The sequence below is a fragment of the Lentzea sp. NPDC051213 genome, assembly GCF_044455585.1.
In the GTDB taxonomy this organism is placed as follows: domain Bacteria; phylum Actinomycetota; class Actinomycetes; order Mycobacteriales; family Pseudonocardiaceae; genus Lentzea.
Window position 1 is genome coordinate 603,444 of sequence record NZ_JBITEX010000007.1, and the last position, 16,209, is coordinate 619,652.

Below are 16,209 nucleotides of genomic sequence, written 5' to 3' on the forward strand. Positions count from 1 at the left end.
CTTCCCACCGGGTGGGCTGATGGTAGGCGTGTTGCGGCGGCTTTAGAGGTTGTTCGTCAGATCCTCCAGTCGTTCCTCGACCGGCACGTGCCGGTGGCTGAGCCCGGTGTCCGGGTCGTAGCTGAGGCTCCACGGCGTGACGGCACGGGACTTGACCAGGAAAGTCTTGGTCCCCTCCGCCGCGCGCGGGATGCGGTGGAACTCGTGCGCGAGCAACGTCCCGGTGGTGCCCTCACCGCACTGGGTGCGGTTCGTGAGCTCGGTGGCGACGATCGTCCTGCCGCCGATGCCGAGCCGGGCGTCGAAGCGTTCGTGCAGGTACGCGCCGCTCAGGATGGTGGTGCAGAAGTGGTACCGGTGGTTGTGGACGGAGTCCGCGTAGCCGGTCCGCCAGTCCGCGAGCGGTTTGTACTCGTGCAGCCAGAAGGTGAACGGTTCGTCCGGTTCATCCCTCAAGCACCACGCGAAGTGCGTCGTCGTCTCGCGGGAATGCGCGATGACCCAGGTCGCCTGCTGCGGGGTGAGCCCGTCGATGTAGGCGCGGAGCTCCTTGCGCAGCTCCGGCCGGGCCGCCCACTCGCGAAACCACTCGCCGACGTCGGTCCAATGGTCCACGACCGGAAATTCGGCGCACTTGACCCGAGCGGCGAGCTCCTCGAGCGCGGACAACCCGGTGAACTCGGCTAGCAAGATCGATCAGCTCCTCAACTGAGCGGAAGCAGAGAATTCGCGGCGGAATGTGTGGAACTTCTCTTCGAGTTCTCCGTACCCGTCGTTCGACAGTGTTTCGCCGGTGATCTTCTCGAACAACGCCAGGAAGTCGTTGCGCGAAGTTCCCGGTGTGATGACGAAGTGGTACCCGGCCTTGGAATTGCTGATCCGCAGGAACTCGGCGCGTTCCATCGAGTACAGGAACGAGCTCTCGGTGAACCGGAGGGTCCGCGGATAGGGCCTCAGCACTCCGGCGGTGTTGCTGTAGAGCGTCAGCCAGGCCGAGTCGTCGAACAGCTCGAGCCGGTCGAGCGGCGGGTCCGACACGATGGTGACGTCGATCCGGCTGCACCGGCTGCGCGCCGCGTAAAGGCCGACGAGCCCGATGCCGATCTGCTCCTTGAGCCGGCCCTGGATCTCGTCGTAATCACCGTCCACACCCTCGTTGCGCAGCAGGTAGCGCGCCCGGCCGCTGATCGCGTTGTCGTCGCGCGGATCCGCCAGCACGGCCCTGAGCTCGCATTCCGTCTGGGAGAGCAGCACCCGCCCCGCCGCGTACCGGCCGGCGAACCCGCGGAAGCAGTACAGCCGCGTCCGCTCCAGGTCCTGCATCATGAGCTGGTTGAACATCGGATCCGGCCCGGCCGTCGGCTCGAACACGTGGCTGGGGAAGAACTCCCGATCCAGTGCCCGGTACTCCTCCGACAGTTCTTTGAGCGCCTTGCGACTCTCGTCGATGACCGGCTGGAGAAGTGCCCGTTGTGCGGATCGCGAGGTGATCAGCGTCTGCGTGAAGGTCACGACCGCCGAAATGAGCGTGCCCGTGCCCACTGCCGTCAGGAAGTTTCTCGGTGCCCCGGAATCCATTTGACTGGAAATGGCCAGCGACGCACCGGAGGTGACGACGAGTATGAGGAGGAGCAACCCGGTCCGAGTCCAGAACAACTCCTGGATCAGGTTGCTGCGGATGCCTCCGGCCTCCGCGGACACGTGTGCCACCTCCTGGATCACCTCATTGGCCGCTACCCGATCGGACGAATGCGGTCGGTGTCCGATCAACTGCGCGGAGTTACTGTACGCGTCGGTCAAAAGATAAGGAAGCTGCTATTCGTGCGACATTTAGAACCGGAATAACCGCCCGTGGGCCCAGTCGCCGGCCCGCACTCGTGCACTTTGGTGACGCCCTGTCGCGGCTCACCCCGAACGTGTCGGATGAGGGTGACCCGGCCACCCGAACGCAGCCACCGCGGGTGTCTTAGCCCGGTCGGAGTCGTCGAGTACTGCGCCGGGTGCGCCCGCGCGAGTGCCGCTGGACGGATGCGGTTCGCCCCCAGCCACCGACCTGCTACACGCCGCTAACACGCCCCCGAATACTCTCACCCACCATGCGTAATGTCCTGCTCATCGCGTCCGTCGCGCTGGCGGCTGCCACCGGCCTCGCGGGCTGCGGCAGCTCGGCCCAGCCCTCCACCGGGGCTGCGGCGCCGTCGACCCCCTGCAAGGCCGAGGACTTCAAGGTCACCGGCGATTTCGGTAAGGCGCCCAAGGTCGAGATCCCGGCCTGCAAGCCCACCGACGAGCTCATCATCAAGGACCTGACGCCCGGCACCGGCGCCGAGGTGAAGGCGGGCACGACGGCCACGGTCAACTACCAGCTCACCACGTTCTCGGACAAGAAGGTGCTGGACAGCTCGTTCGAACGCGGGCAGCCGTTCGACGTCGAGAACGTCGGTCAGGCGCCGGTCATCGACGGCTGGAACGAGGGCATCGTCGGCCTCAAGGAGAAGGGCCGCCGGCTGCTCGTCGTGCCGCCGGCCAAGGGCTACGGCCAGGGCGGTCAGGGCATCAAGCCCAACGAGACGCTCGTCTTCGTGATCGACGGCGTGAAGGTCACCCCGGCCGCGTAAGCGTGTCGCAGCGACCCCCGGCACGCGTGCCGGGGGTCGTCAGCGAATCACGGCAGCAGCAGGAGCTTTCCGGTGGTGCGGCGCGACTGCAGGTCGGTGTGCGCCTGCGCCGCCTCCTCCAGCTTGTACCGGCCACCGATGCGGATGTTCAGCGTCCCGTCGACGATCGCCGAGAACAGGTCGGCGGCCCGCCACTCGAACTCCGCCCGGTCGAGCAGGTACGCCCCGGTGGACGGCCGCGTCAGGTACACCGACCCGGCCGCGTTGAGCCGCTGCGGGTCGACCGGCGGCACCGGCCCGGACGACGCCCCGAACAGCGCCAGCAGACCGCGCGGCTTCAACGACGCCAAAGACTGGTCGAACGTGTCCGCGCCGACCCCGTCGTACACGACGTCGACCTTCTCGATCTGCGACGAGAAGTCCCCGTACCGCAGCACCTGGTCCGCACCGGCCTCCCGGGCCAGCGCCTCCTTCTCCTCCGTCGACACGGTCCCGACGACGAAGGCACCCTTCGACTTGGCCCACTGGGTCAGCAACAGCCCGACCCCGCCCGCCGCCGCGTGCACGAGCACCCGGTCGCCTTCCTTGACGACGTAGGTCGAGTGCGTCAGGTAGTGCGCGGTGATGCCCTGCAGCAACGAGGCCGCGGCGAGCTCGACGTCCAGCCCGTCCGGCACCTTCACCGCGGCCGACGCGGGCACCACGACCTCGGACGCGTAGCTGCCCAGGACGGACATCCACGCCACCCGGTCGCCCACCGCGAAGTCGGGGGAGTTCGACACCACGACCTCACCGGCACCCTCGAGGCCCAGCGCGGAGGGCAGCGGGATCGAGTAGAGGCCGCTGCGCTGGTAGGTGTCGATGTAGTTGACGCCGGCCGCGCCGACCCGCACCAGCAGCTCCCCGTCACCGGGCGCGGGCGCCGGCACCTCGGAGTACTCGCAGACCTCCGGGCCACCCGCTGCACGCACCACCACTGCCTTGGGCATCTGTCCTCCTTGATCGACTCAACCCGGTCAACCCGGGTCGCGACCGGGATGTTCCCGCTCTCACCCACTGAGAACCGTTACGGTCGCCAGCATGGGGGCGTTCGGCTGGTTCTGCTCCGCACGGGCCATCTCACTGCTGGGCAGCGCCATGGCGGTGGTCGCACTGCCGTTCGCGGTCCTCGACCACGGAAGTGCGCTGGACTCGGGCCTCGTGCTCGCCGCCCGCCTGGTGCCGTACCTGGGGCTGGTGCTGATCGGGGGCTCGACCGCGGACCGGTTCAGCAGGTCGGCCGTGCTGACGGTCTCCCACGTCGGCTCGGGGATCGCGCAGGCCGCTGCCGCCGTCTCGCTCCTGACCGGCAACTTCCACCTGGGCCTGCTTCTGGCCCTGCAGGCGGTCCAGGGCGCGTTCGGTGCCTTCACCTCACCGGCAGCGCGCGGCGTCCTGCCCGAGATCGTGGAGCCCGACCGCCTGCAGAAGGCGAACTCGCTGCTCAGCGCCGCCCGCTTCGGCAGCACGCTGGTCGGTCCGGCCGTCGCCGGTCTGCTGGCCGCCACGGTCGGCGCGGGCTGGGCCCTCGCGTTCGACGCCGCCACCTTCCTGGTCGCCGCCGTCCTCTACGCGAAACTCCGCCTGCCGGGCAAGGCGGCGAAGACCAGCCTCAGGAACAACCTCGAGGAGGGCTGGGAGACCTTCCGCGGCACGAGCTGGGTGTGGACGGTCGTCGTTTCCTTCTGTCTCACCAACGCCATCTACACCGGCGTGTGGACCGTTCTCGGCCTGGCGATCGCGAAACGGACCATCGGCGAGTTCGAGTGGGGCGTGGTGCTGAGCGCGTCCGGCGCGGGCCTCGCGCTGATGACGTTGATCCTCTACCGGACGAGGACGGTCCCGCTGTGGCTCGGCCAGCTCGTCACGCTCGTCGCAGCCCTTCCGCTGCTTGCACTGGGGCTCGAAGCGAACACACCGACCCTCGCCGTCATCGCGTTCGTCGAAGGCATGGGCATGGCTGCGTTCGCGATCTCCTGGGAGACCGCGCTGCAACGCGACATCCCGAACCGCATGCTGTCCCGCGTCGCCGCCTACGACGAGTTCGGCTCCTATCTCGCCATCCCGCTCGGAGCCGTCACCGCACCGCTGATCGCAGCCCGCATCGGCGACACGACGACCGCGAGCCTGGCCGCGATCGGTTACGTCGTCGCGGCCCTGATCCCGATGCCCTCACTCCTCGCCCAGCGCCACGCGGCGCGCCAGCCCCAGCGGCAGTGCGCCTGACCCGGCAATCCGGTCGTGGAACTCGCGCAACGACCCCAGCCCGGCCGCGAGGTAGTCGTCGCGGATCTGGTCGATCTCCAACGCCCCGGTCAGGTACGACGGCGCCTGCGTCGGCCACGCGCAGTACCGCTTGACCTCGCCCGCCGCGGTGCCCGGCGTCAGCGCCGTGCGCGCCAGCATGAACGCCTCGGCCTCGTCCGGTGTCATGTCGCCGCAGTGCAGCGCCGTGTCGACCACCATCCGCGCCGCGCGGAACAGCCGCGCCTCGACGTGGCCCATCAGCGCGCCCGTCGTCTTGTAGTAGCCGACCGAGCGCAGCAGCTTTTCGGCGTACAGCGCCCAGCCCTCGGAGAAGTACGAGGTGCGGAACACCTTCCGCAACGGGTGCGAGGACCCCTGCGCCGCCACCCACGCCAGGTGCCAGTGGTGACCTGGGTAGGCCTCGTGCACCGAGATCGTCGGCAGCTGTGAGCGCGCGTTGGTGCGCAGGCGGTGCGTGACCTGCTCGGCCGTGGCGCCGGGCGGGGTGAACGGTACGAAGAAGTAGCCGACCCGCCCGGACGTCAGCGGGGGCGGGCCCAGGTAGCTCGCCACCGACAGGATCGTCTGCTGGAACGGCGGCGACGGCACCACGCGGCATTCCTCGCCGTCGGGCAGCGTCACGAGCGAGTGCTCGACCAGCGCCGCGCGGGCCCGGGAGGTCTCCGCCTCGTACTCCGCCCGCATCGCCTCCAGGGTCGGCGGGTGGTCGTCCTGCAGCGAGCTCATCACCGCGCGCCAGTCCGGGGACCCCGCGAGCTCGATCAGTTCCGCTTCCAGTTCGGTGTAGGCGTTCTGCCCGCGCTGGTGCAGTTCGGGCGCGCCGTAGCCGAGCAGTTCCTTGTCCTGCAACAGGGTCGAGTAGAGCTTCTCGCCCATCCGCCAGTCACCCGTCGCCCGCGCGGCGAGGTCGTCCAGGAACACGGCGTGCCGATCGAACGCCTCGGCTGCGGGCACGGCGGCCTCCGCCAGCCGGGCGCGCAGGTCCGGTGAGGACACCTCCAGCGGCAACGACTCCAGCAGGAACGACCGTCCTGTCCGGACCTGCCCGAGCGCCCGTTGCACGACCAGCGGCGACGCGAGCGACGCGTCCAGGTTCGCCTCGGCGTTGGCGAACACCGCCGGCACCTCGCGCAGCTTCGCGATCGCGGCGGCGACGAGTTCTTCCTCAGGCAGCAACCGGTGCAGGAACGGCGAGAGCAGTCCGAAGAAGACCATCCCGGAGTACTCGTGCGGGTCGCGCCGCCAGGACGGCCACGCTTCCAGCGCGAGCGCGCCGCGCAGCACCGACAGCGCGAGATCGCGGTCCACCGACGTCGGCAACGGCTCCAGCCGCGCCAGCCACGCGCCCTTCTCCCTGGCCCGCTGCTCGAACGCACCGGCGGAGAAGTCCCCGAAAGTCGAGTAGTGCTCGAGTGAGCCGACTTGCGCAGCGTGCGCCGGGTGGTTGTCGAAGTACCACGAGAGGAAGGTTGTGAGCGTGTCGGTGGTCACCCGACCGAAACTACTCGCTGGTTTTACAGTGTGGGGGTGTCTGATCAAACCATTCAGAAGCGCATCGCCGAGTTCGTGAAGGCCCACGGCAAGCCGGGCACGGCGGTCAGGGCCGTCGTCGAGCCGATCGGCCGGGCCGGCGCGCGGATCGTGCTGGTCGGCGCGGACGGCGCGATGGGCGACGTCATGGCCAAGGACGTCGAGTCCGCCACCAAGGCCGTCGAGGCCGCCGCGAACGTCGAACAGGCCGAGTGGGACCGCGAGACCACGGCCGCCACGCAGATCGGCTTCGCGCACCGCCGCAAGATGGCCACGATGCAGTCGTGAAGGTCGTGCTCGCGACCTGTGACGCACTACCCGCGGGCGACGGTGACGACGACGCGCTGTTCGACGCTCTGGCCGGCGACGGAGTGGACGTCGCGTGGGCGAGCTGGGGCGCCGACATCGATGCCGATCTCGTGGTGCTGCGCGTCACCTGGGACTACACCGACCGCCTCGACGAGTTCCTGGCCTGGTGCGACCGCACGCCGGCGCTGGCGAACCCGGTGCGGGTGGTCCGCTGGAACACCGACAAGTCCTACCTGGTCGAGCTCGCCGCACACGGCGTCGCCGTCGTGCCGACCGCGCTCGTGCAACCGGGCGACGACCCGGTCTTCCCGGACGGCGAGTTCGTGGTGAAGCCGACGATCGGCGCGGGTTCGCGCGGGGTCGGCCGCTTCAGCGACCACGCCGAGGCGCTGGCCCACCTGCGTTCGCTCGGCGTGCCCGCCCTCGTGCAGCCCTACCAGTCCAATGTGGATACTCACGGCGAGACCGCGCTGGTGTTCTTCGCCGGCGAGTACTCCCACTCGTTCCACAAAGGACCGATGCTGGCGGGCGGCCTCGCCGAGTCCGACACCGGGCTGTACGTCGTGGAGAAGCTGGGCGGCATCGAACCGACGACGGCCCAGGTCGAGCTCGCGCGCCAGGTCCTCGACGTGGCGGCCGAGCTGCTCGCGTTGCAGCGCAAGGACTTCCTCTACGCACGGGTCGACGTGGTCGAAGGCGAGAACGGCGAACCGTTGCTGCTGGAACTGGAGCTGACCGAGCCCACGCTCGGCTTCAAGCACACCGGCGCCGAGGCCGCGGCCCGGCTGAGCACGGCGATCCAGGCGGCGGCGTCTCGATGAGGGCTGCCGTGAACGGCATCACCATCGGCTACGACGACGAAGGCACCGGCGACGACGTGCTGGTCCTGGTGCACGGCCACCCGTTCGACCGCACGATGTGGCGCCCGCAGACCGAGCACTTCAGTGCCGCCGGCTGGCGCGTGATCGTGGCGGACCTGCGCGGGTACGGCGAGACCACGGTCGTTCCGGGCATCACGCCGTTGTCGGTGTTCGCGCGGGACATCGCCGGGCTGCTGGACCACCTCGGCGTCGGCCGGTTCGTGCTCGGCGGCCTGTCGATGGGCGGGCAGATCGTCCTCGAGTGCCAGCGCCTGTTCGGCGAGCGGATCAGGGGTCTGCTGCTCGCGGATACGTTCGCCCAAGGGGAAACGCCGCAGGGCCACCGGAACCGCAACGACATGGCGGACCGGCTGCTGCGCGAGGGCATGTCCGGCTACGCCACCGAGGTGCTGTGGAAGATGGTGGCACCGCACAGCGATCCCGCCGTCGCCGAGCACGTGTCCGCGATGATGCACAACGCCCCGGCGGAAGGCGCGGCGGCGGCACTGCGCGGTCGCGCCGAACGCCCCGACTACACCGACCTACTCGGCACCATCGCCGTACCGACCCTCGTCGTGGTGGGCAGCGACGACGAGTACACGCCGATCTCCGACGCGGAGTACATGCACGAGCGGGTTCCAGGCTCGACGCTGGTCGTGGTCGACGGCGCCGCGCACATGCCGAACCTGGAACGCCCGGACGAGTTCAACGAAGCGGTGACCGGTCTCCTAGCGCAGGCCTGAGCCGATGCCGGTGAGCCCGCGGACCTCCATCTCGGACTGCTTGTCCGCGTCCGCGGGCTCCTTGCTCAGGATCGTGCCCAGGAACCCGGCCAGGAACGACAGCGGGATCGACACGATGCCGGGGTTCGAGAGCGGGAAGATCGCGAAGTCGGCGTCGGGGAACACCGACGACTTCGAGCCCGAGATGGCCGGGGAGAACACGATGAGCAGCACGCACGACGTGAGGCCGCCGTAGATGCTCCACAACGTGCCGCGCGTGTTGAAGCGCTTCCAGAACATCGAGTACAGCAGCGTCGGCAGGTTGGCCGACGCCGCCAGCGCGAAGGCCAGCGCGACCAGGAACGCCACGTTCTGACCGTTGGCCGCGATACCGCCGACGATCGCGAGCACGCCGACGCAGACGGCCGTGATGCGGGCGACCTTCACCTCGTCGCGCGGGTTCGCCTCACCGTGCTTGATGACGTTCGCGTAGACGTCGTGCGCGAACGACGCGGAGGCCGTCAGGGTCAGGCCCGCGACCACGGCGAGGATCGTGGCGAACGCCACCGCGCACACGATGCCCAGCAGCACGGTGCCGCCGACCTGGAACGCGAGCAGCGGGGCCGCCGAGTTCTCGCCACCGGGCGCGCCGGTGATCTTGTCGGTGCCGACCAGGGCCATCGCGCCGAAGCCGATGACCAGGGTGCAGGAGTAGAAGATCGCCATCATCCACGTCGCCCACACGACCGACTTCCGCGCCTCACGCGCGTTCGGCACCGTGTAGAAGCGCATCAGCACGTGGGGCAGGGACGCGGTGCCGAGCACCAGCGCCAGCGCCAGCGACAGGAAGTCGATCTTCGACAGGTCCGTGGCGCCGTACTTCACACCTGGCGAGAGAACGGCCTCGCCCAGCGGTGACCTCTGGGTCGCGCGGTCGAGCATCGCGGACATGTCGAAGCCGAACTTGCCGATCAGGAAGATCGTCAGCAGCGAGACGGACAGGAGCAGCAGGATCGCCTTGATGATCTGCACCCACGTGGTGCCCTTCATACCGCCGACCAGCACGTACAGCACCATGACGATGCCGACGACGGCGATGATGATGGCCTGGCCCACGGCGCTGTGCACGTCCAGCAGCAGCGCCATCAGGCCGCCGGCGCCGGCCATCTGCGCGATCATGTAGAAGAGCGAGATCACGAGCGTCGCGTTCGCCGCGGCCGCGCGCACGGGGCGCTGGCGCATGCGGAACGCCATGACGTCGCCCATCGTGTAGCGGCCGGTGTTGCGCAGCCGTTCCGCGATGAGCATCAGGCCGATCAGCCAGGCGACGACCCACCCGATGGAGTAGAGGAAGCCGTCGTAGCCGTTCACGGCGATGGCACCGGAGATGCCCAGGAACGACGCGGCCGAGAGGAAGTCACCCGACAGGGCGATGCCGTTCTGCGTGCCGGTGAAGCTGCTGCCCGCCGCGTAGTAATCCGAGGCGCTGACGTTCCGCGTCGAAGCGCGATACACGATGTACAGCGTCAGCAGCACGAAGATGCCGAAGACGGACAGGTTGATCGCGGTGTTCGCCCCGGTCACGCGAGCTCCTCATCGGTTTCTGCGAGCGCGCGCACTTTCTCCACCTGCGGGTCGAGCGTCCTCTTGGAGTAACGGGCGTACGCCATCGTGATGATGATGGTCGTGACGAACTGGAGGAATCCCATCGTCAGCCCGACGTTCACCGTTCCGAACACCGGAGTGCTCATGAAGTCGGCGGCGTAAGCCGAAAGCAATACAAACGTGACATACCAAGCGAGGAACAGCAGCGTCGCGGGAAGAATGAATCGCGTCACTCGCCGCTTCAGCTGAAGGAATTCGTCACTCGTTTGGATGGCACCGAAATCAGGCTCACCGTCACCATCGATCAGCAATGAGTGATGTGGGTCTTCAAAGGACGCGAATCCGGTCGGGGCCGGGCGTGACACGGCGGGCAGCGCCTTCGTCATCAACCGCTCGCATTCGTTACGGGGAGTACCCGGCGAGCGCACGCGCGGAGGCCGCGACCGGACCGGGGATGGAGGGCGTCAGCGTAACCACGCGTGGCGGCGAGTCAATCCCTCGAACCTGCAGGACCACCCCAAAAGGTCGGTCGTCACACTGGGTGATCGATCGTGCACGCCCCAGGTCGTTGTCGCTGCACGCTCTCTGGCCTACTATCCGCTAACACCCGATACGGCTGATCTAGATATCGAGCTGCGGGGTCTCAACTCGCGGAGATTCACCAGGCCAGGAGGTAGCCGATAGTGGGGCACTTCGAGCGCGCCTTGGGGATCATTTCGTGAATGTCGAGTGGAGAAAGATCAGCGACTGGCGCAACTGGCGCCTGCCGGTCAAGCTCGGAGTCGTGCTGGTGGTGCCGGTGGCGGTGGCCGTCGGCGCGGGCGCGCTGCAGATCTCCGGTTACGTCGACCGGTCGAACTCGTACGTGCAGATGCAGGGTCTGGTGCGGCTGCGAGCTGATCTCGCGCCCCTGATCTCGAGCGTCCAGCAGGAACGCACCCTCGCCGCGCAGAGCGCGACCAGCGGCTCCGGTGTCGGCGCCTACCAGAACCAGATCAGCGCCACGGACAACGCCGCCGCGACCGTGCGCCGCCGCGTCGACCGCACCGGCGGTCTGAGCGACGTCGCCCGCAACCGGTACGTCGAGCTCGGTGGCCAGCTCGAGACGCTGAAGAGCCTGCGGGAGAAGGTCGCGACCGGCGGCGACGGCGGCGACCCGTCCGGTGGCACCGCCGGCTACAGCGGTGTGGTGAAGTCGTTGCTGGACTTCGAACAGGCGCTCGTCAGCCAGTTCGGCGACCAGGCCATCTCGGGCACGGCGCTTGCGCTGCACAACATGGTCATCGCGCAGGAGCAGGTCTCCCAGCAGCACGCGATCGTGTTAGCCGGGATCGGCCGGGCCAAGCTGCTCGCCCCCGAGGTCCGCACGCTGGAGCAGTCCGACATCCGCCTGCAGGACCGCCTGAACGACTTCCAGGCCATCGCCACGCTCCAGCAGCGCCGCGACTACGAGCAGACCGTGACCGGTGCCGTCGTCGCGAACCGGACCGCCCTGGTGGAACGCGCGCTCACCCAGCCCGACGGGACGCCGGTGACGACCCGTCCCGGCCAGCCGAAGCCCCCGCCGTCGTTCGGCATCGCCGTCGAGGACTGGAACAAGGCGTCGGGCACGACCGCCCGCCTGATGGAGCAGGTCGTCCGCCAGCTGCAGGAAGAGCTCGCGACCTCGGCCGCCGTGCTGCAGGACACCACCTCCAACAAGGCCGGTGCCGCCGCGGTCATCCTGCTGGCGATGCTGATCATCGCCGTGACGCTGGGTTTCGTCATCGGCCGTTACCTGCTGCGCTCGCTGTCCGAGCTGCGGCACTCCGCGCTCGACGTGGCGCACCACCACCTGCCGGAGATCGTCGCCGCGATCCGCGCCGACCAGAAGCCGGACACCGAGATCGAACCGGTGCCCGTGCACACCACCGAGGAGTTCGGCCAGCTGGCGCGCGCGTTCGACGCGGTGCACGAGCAGGCGATCCGGTCCGCCGTCGAGCAGTCGACGCTGCGGTCGGGCATGAAGAACATCTTCGTCAACCTGTCGCGCCGCTCGCAGGGCCTCGTCGAACGGCAGCTCAAGCTCATGGAGGAGCTCGAGCGCCACGAGGAGAACCCCGAGCAGCTCGCCAACCTCTTCAAGCTCGACCACCTCGCGACGCGCATGCGCCGCAACAACGAGAACCTGATGGTGCTGTCGGGCACCGACGTCGCCCGCCGGTTCCACCAGCCCGTCCCGCTGGCCGACGTGCTGCGCGCCGCCGCGTCGGAGATCGAGCACTACCAGCGCGTCGTGGTGAAGTCGACGCCATCCGTGGAGATCGTCGGCTACGCGGCCAGCGACCTCGTCCGCCTCGTGGCGGAGCTGCTGGACAACGCCACCGCGTTCTCCGCGCCCAGCACCCAGGTCATGATCGGGTCGCGGATCGACCAGCAGGGTTCCGTGCTGGTCGAGGTCGCCGACCAGGGCATCAGCATGGGGCCCGCCGAGCTGACCGAGGCCAACCAGCGGCTCTCCTCCGGTACCGAGGACGACGTGCCGGTCTCCCGCCAGATGGGCCTGTTCGTCGTCGGCCGTCTCGCTGCCCGCCACGGGATCACCGTGCGCCTGCGCGCGGCCGGCGAGGGACGGGAGGGCCTGCGCGCGTTCGTGCTCGTGCCGTCAGAGCTCGTCCGCACGAACGACGACGAAGGCGCGCCCGCGCAGCCGCGGCACGCCGCGCTGCCCCAGCCCAAGCAGGCCCAGCCGAAGCAGGCGCTGAAGCAGCCGCACGTGGTCGTGAAGACCCCGAACCTGGCGCCCCCACCGGTGCCCGCCCCCGCCATCGAGCACCCGCGCGAGTCGGCCGAATGGACCTCGTTCCGCGGCGCGGCGATCGAGGAGTCGTTGCCCCAGCGACAGCCCCGGCACGCTCCCGCCGAGCCGGTCGACCAGGTCCCGGCGGAGCCAGTTGAGACACAGGCAACACCTGTTGAGACAACGTCTTCCTGGTTCGCCGGCGGTGCCGCCGCGGACGAATCGGTCAACGGTGATCATTCGACACCGGCGCCCCGACCTGGACCGTCACCGACGGTAGCGGCATCCTGGTTCGGCAAGAAGGGCTCTGGCACGGTCTGGGAACAGGCGGGCGACCCCGCGACGGACGCCGGTGAGACGGATGCCGGGTTGCCGAAACGCGCTCCGCGTAAGAATCTGCTCCCCGACCTCGCGGAACGTCCGGAGAACGGCTCGCGACCCGCACCAACCGGGCCGAAGCGCGATCCGGAACGAGCACGAGGCTTTCTCACCAGCTACCAGACGGGTATCCGCCAGACCCCGCTGGGCAGCAACGGGAGTGGAAACGGCCAGGGGAACGGCCAGTGGAACGGGGAGAAGGCATGAGCACGCCTCAGTCGCGTCAGGTGGACCAGTTCGGCTGGCTCATCACGAACTTCACCGACCGCGTTCCAGGAGTCGCCCACGCGATCGTCATCTCGGTGGACGGTCTTCTGCTGACCAAATCGACAGGTCTGCCGCCGGACCGCGCCGAGCAGCTCGCCGCGATCGCCGCGGGCGTCAACTCGTTGACGATGAGTGCTTCGCGTTGTTTTGAAGGCGGCGGAGTGTTGCGCACCGTGATCGAGATGGACTACGGGATCATGCTCCTCATGTCCATTCGAGACGGGTCTTGTTTGGCGGTTCTCGCCGCCCCCGACAGTGATGTCGGCCAAGTGGCCTACGAGATGACCGTGGTGGTCGACCAGGTGGGCCAGATCCTCACCCCCGAACTGCGAGCGCAGCTGCACAGCGTGAGGTGATCATGAGTTCGGCCGCTGACGCGCACCGACGACGCAGGCGGGCTGAATCGCCCGCCGAGCAGACGTTCGCCGACCTGATGAACGGGTTCACCCTGGACTCGGGCCGAAGGCGATCGCGCACCGCGTCCCCGGTGCCCGCGCGGGAAGAAACTCCCGTTGTACCGCAAGAAGAAACACCGGTCTTCGAGTATCCGCCAGCGGATGCTCCGGACGCCTCGATCGTGCGTGCGTATGCCTGGACAGGCGGGCGCACACGGTCGAACATCAACCTCGAGATCGAGACACTCGTCTCCGCCAATGATCAGAGTCGGCAGTCTGCGGGTATCTTGCAGGCTGAGCACCAACACGTCGTCGAGCTGTGCCGCTCGCCGCGATCCGTCGCGGAGGTGGCCGCACTGATGCGCCTCCCGCTGGGAGTCGTGAAGGTGTTGCTCGGCGACATGGCGGAACGAGGTCTGGTGGACGTGCACCAGACTGTTTCCGCGGGCGGTGACACGCCGGACCTCGGGTTGATGGAGAGAGTGCTGAGTGGACTACGTCGGCTCTAGATTTCCCGACTTCGGGCCCCCAGGGCCGCCCGGTCGGGAGCTGACCTCGGCCAAAGTTGTCGTCGCGGGTGGCTTCGGCGTCGGCAAGAGCACCTTCATCAGGTCCATCGTGGAGAACGATCTCCTGACGATGACAGCGCTCCCACCGGAGCGCGCTGGTGCCGTGACCGAGCTGGTGCGCATCCAGTTCGGCCGGGTGTGGCTCGACCCCGGCCTGGCACTGCACCTGTTCGTGGCCCCGCAGTGGCAGGACCCGCGCGCCGGCTGGAACGACGTCGTGCGCGGCGCGGTCGGCGCCGTGGTGTTATTCGACGTGATGCGGCCCGCGGACTCCGTGGACGCCATGCGGTACTTCGAGGACCACCGGATCCCGTACGTGCTGGCGCTGAACAACGTGCACGCCTCCGTCCGGTCGGACGTGAAGGCGATCATCCACGGGATGGGCATCGCGCCGGAGGTGCCGGTCGTGAACTGCGACCCGCGGGTGCGGCTCTCGGTGCGCGAGACGCTGATCTCGCTGACCGAGCACGCGCAGCTGGACCGGTGGCGACGCCGGCCCGGGCCGGACGAGACGACTCCGCTCGCGCCTGTGTGCTGACTTGGAGCTGCTCCAAGGGGTCGCTCTTTCCGGTTGTTCGGCCCCAAGCAACTGGCGCTAGGAGCCTCGGCCTCCTAGCGTCTGTTCTGCAGGTCATCGTCCCTGTGGCGATGACGGCCGCACGTGTAACACTGAAGTGTGGGTCGACCGGAATCAGAAGGCCAGGCAAGAGGTGATGAAGTGACCACCGCGCGGCGTCTGGACGGCTACACCCTCGACGACTGGGAGAGTCTTGACCCCCAAGAGGGCCGTCGTATCGAACTGGTCGACGGGCGGTTCGTGGTGACCCCCACCCCGGCATTCAAGCACCAGCGGGTTGGCGACAGGCTGGCGCGAATTCTTGACGACGCGGTCTTCGCGGAGGGCATGGAAGCCGTCACCGCTGTCGGCGTACGGGTCGGCAAGGCATTCGGCTACATCCCCGACGTGGTCGTGGTGACCGAGCGCGTCGAGACCGTGTCCGTCGATGTCGCGAACGTCGCGCTGGTGGTGGAGATCGTCAGCCCGTCCACGAAGAAGAGCGACCGCCTGGAGAAGCCGGCGGCTCTCGCCGCTGCCGGTGTTCCCGCGTACTGGCGGGTCGAGATCGAAGGTGAGGACGGGCCGACCGTCTACTGCTACCGGCTCGACAACGGCGTCTACGCCGAGATCGCCACCTTGACGCCGGGAAGCAGGGGATCGGTGGTCGTCACCGGAACCGTCGCCGTGACGTTCGATCCGGCGGACCTCCATCGGACCCGTCGCTAGCTGATCTGCGTTGTACCGACCGGGGCGCCGCAATTCTGCGGCGCCCCGTTTCGTTGTCGGCGGCGCCCGTTGACAAGATCGCTACGATGACTTCAGTGTCGACCGAAAGGATGCACTGATGAGCGTGGGCAGGGAAACCCGGCTGTCCGCCTGGATCGAGCGGTTCGCGGCCCACTTCGCCGAGGAGGGCATCCCGCTGATCGGCGGCCGCATCCTCGGCTACCTCCTGGTCTGCCAGCCGGTCGAGCGCACCGCCGCCGAGCTCTCCCAGGAGCTGGAGGCCAGCAGCGGTTCGATCAGCACGAACCTGAAGTACCTGGTCAACATCGGTCTGGTGACCAAGCGGACGCGGCGCGGCCGGCAGGCGGCCGAGTACCGGATCAACGAGCAGCGCTGGACCGACTTCATGCAGCGCAAGCTCGACGCGATCGCGAGCGTCAAGACGCTCACCGACGACGGCATGCGGTTGCTCAGCGGCGATCCGGAGCGGTCGATGCGGCTGCGGGCCGTCGACCACCTCTACGGTTGGCTCTCAGAGGAACTGCCCGCTTTGTGGGAGCGCAGGCCCGCCCCGCCGAAGTAGCG

General features: G+C 68.5%; 17 protein-coding genes. 11 read left to right on the plus strand and 6 right to left on the minus strand.

Features of this window, described 5'->3' with window-relative positions; all coding sequences use genetic code 11:
- Positions 1-42 precede the first annotated feature (42 nt).
- Both ACIA8G_RS31465 and ACIA8G_RS31470 read right to left on the minus strand, forming a co-directional pair.
- Positions 43-690: a hypothetical protein gene (locus ACIA8G_RS31465; protein WP_396422301.1), complete on the minus strand. Its 648-nt coding sequence runs from the start codon at positions 688-690 to the stop codon at positions 43-45.
- Positions 691-696: 6 nt separating this feature from the next.
- Positions 697-1,701, minus strand: coding sequence for a hypothetical protein (locus ACIA8G_RS31470; RefSeq protein ID WP_396422302.1), 1,005 nt, complete (start codon positions 1,699-1,701; stop codon positions 697-699).
- Positions 1,702-2,096: 395 nt separating this feature from the next.
- Here ACIA8G_RS31470 and ACIA8G_RS31475 point away from each other — a divergent pair, with 395 nt between their 5' ends.
- Complete coding sequence (locus tag ACIA8G_RS31475; RefSeq protein WP_396422303.1) at positions 2,097-2,618, plus strand: FKBP-type peptidyl-prolyl cis-trans isomerase; 522 nt, start codon at positions 2,097-2,099, stop codon at positions 2,616-2,618.
- Positions 2,619-2,665: 47 nt separating this feature from the next.
- Here the strand turns inward: ACIA8G_RS31475 and ACIA8G_RS31480 are convergent, their stop codons facing one another.
- Positions 2,666-3,607, minus strand: a complete 942-nt coding sequence (locus ACIA8G_RS31480; protein WP_396422304.1) for a quinone oxidoreductase family protein — start codon at positions 3,605-3,607, stop codon at positions 2,666-2,668.
- Positions 3,608-3,698: 91 nt separating this feature from the next.
- Between ACIA8G_RS31480 and ACIA8G_RS31485 the strand changes: the two genes are divergently transcribed.
- On the plus strand, positions 3,699-4,883 hold the full coding sequence (locus tag ACIA8G_RS31485) for an MFS transporter (RefSeq protein ID WP_396422305.1): 1,185 nt from the start codon (positions 3,699-3,701) through the stop codon (positions 4,881-4,883).
- Here ACIA8G_RS31485 and ACIA8G_RS31490 read toward each other — a convergent pair.
- On the minus strand, positions 4,830-6,416 hold the full coding sequence (locus ACIA8G_RS31490; protein WP_396422306.1) for a DUF885 domain-containing protein: 1,587 nt from the start codon (positions 6,414-6,416) through the stop codon (positions 4,830-4,832). The two genes, ACIA8G_RS31485 and ACIA8G_RS31490, sit on opposite strands and share 54 nt — an antisense overlap.
- Before the next feature lie 36 nt (positions 6,417-6,452).
- Between ACIA8G_RS31490 and ACIA8G_RS31495 the strand changes: the two genes are divergently transcribed.
- Genes ACIA8G_RS31495 through ACIA8G_RS31505 form a run of 3 tightly spaced genes read left to right on the plus strand, consistent with a single transcriptional unit; the run spans position 6,453 to position 8,367 of the window.
- A complete protein-coding gene (locus ACIA8G_RS31495; protein ID WP_396422307.1) occupies positions 6,453-6,743 on the plus strand; it encodes a hypothetical protein in 291 nt (96 codons plus the stop codon).
- Positions 6,740-7,585, plus strand: coding sequence for a RimK family alpha-L-glutamate ligase (locus ACIA8G_RS31500; RefSeq protein WP_396422308.1), 846 nt, complete (start codon positions 6,740-6,742; stop codon positions 7,583-7,585). The genes ACIA8G_RS31495 and ACIA8G_RS31500 overlap by 4 nt, the downstream gene beginning before the upstream one ends.
- A complete protein-coding gene (locus ACIA8G_RS31505; protein WP_396422309.1) occupies positions 7,582-8,367 on the plus strand; it encodes an alpha/beta fold hydrolase in 786 nt (261 codons plus the stop codon). The genes ACIA8G_RS31500 and ACIA8G_RS31505 overlap by 4 nt, the downstream gene beginning before the upstream one ends.
- Here the strand turns inward: ACIA8G_RS31505 and ACIA8G_RS31510 are convergent.
- Both ACIA8G_RS31510 and ACIA8G_RS31515 read right to left on the minus strand, forming a co-directional pair.
- Positions 8,353-9,930 (minus strand): cation acetate symporter, encoded by a 1,578-nt coding sequence (locus ACIA8G_RS31510; RefSeq protein WP_396422310.1) that lies wholly within the window; start codon positions 9,928-9,930, stop codon positions 8,353-8,355. The two genes, ACIA8G_RS31505 and ACIA8G_RS31510, sit on opposite strands and share 15 nt — an antisense overlap.
- Entirely contained in the window at positions 9,927-10,337 is a 411-nt protein-coding gene (locus tag ACIA8G_RS31515; RefSeq protein WP_396422311.1) for a DUF485 domain-containing protein, read from the minus strand. Before ACIA8G_RS31515 ends, ACIA8G_RS31510 begins: the two co-directional genes overlap by 4 nt.
- 332 nt (positions 10,338-10,669) lie before the next feature.
- Here ACIA8G_RS31515 and ACIA8G_RS31520 point away from each other — a divergent pair, with 332 nt between their 5' ends.
- The 6 genes from ACIA8G_RS31520 to ACIA8G_RS31545 all read left to right on the plus strand — a co-directional run bounded on the left by ACIA8G_RS31520 (position 10,670) and on the right by ACIA8G_RS31545 (position 16,207).
- A complete protein-coding gene (locus tag ACIA8G_RS31520) occupies positions 10,670-13,315 on the plus strand; it encodes a nitrate- and nitrite sensing domain-containing protein (protein ID WP_396422312.1) in 2,646 nt (881 codons plus the stop codon).
- Complete coding sequence (locus ACIA8G_RS31525; RefSeq protein WP_396422313.1) at positions 13,312-13,731, plus strand: roadblock/LC7 domain-containing protein; 420 nt, start codon at positions 13,312-13,314, stop codon at positions 13,729-13,731. Before ACIA8G_RS31520 ends, ACIA8G_RS31525 begins: the two co-directional genes overlap by 4 nt.
- A gap of 77 nt (positions 13,732-13,808) precedes the next feature.
- The gene (locus ACIA8G_RS31530; RefSeq protein WP_396422367.1) at positions 13,809-14,279 is read left to right on the plus strand and encodes a DUF742 domain-containing protein; all 471 of its coding nucleotides are present in this window, start codon (positions 13,809-13,811) and stop codon (positions 14,277-14,279) included.
- Entirely contained in the window at positions 14,260-14,877 is a 618-nt protein-coding gene (locus ACIA8G_RS31535; RefSeq protein WP_396422314.1) for an ATP-binding protein, read from the plus strand. Before ACIA8G_RS31530 ends, ACIA8G_RS31535 begins: the two co-directional genes overlap by 20 nt.
- Before the next feature lie 180 nt (positions 14,878-15,057).
- On the plus strand, positions 15,058-15,624 hold the full coding sequence (locus tag ACIA8G_RS31540; RefSeq protein WP_396422315.1) for a Uma2 family endonuclease: 567 nt from the start codon (positions 15,058-15,060) through the stop codon (positions 15,622-15,624).
- Positions 15,625-15,742: 118 nt separating this feature from the next.
- Positions 15,743-16,207: a GbsR/MarR family transcriptional regulator gene (locus ACIA8G_RS31545; RefSeq protein ID WP_396422316.1), complete on the plus strand. Its 465-nt coding sequence runs from the start codon at positions 15,743-15,745 to the stop codon at positions 16,205-16,207.
- Positions 16,208-16,209 lie beyond the last annotated feature (2 nt).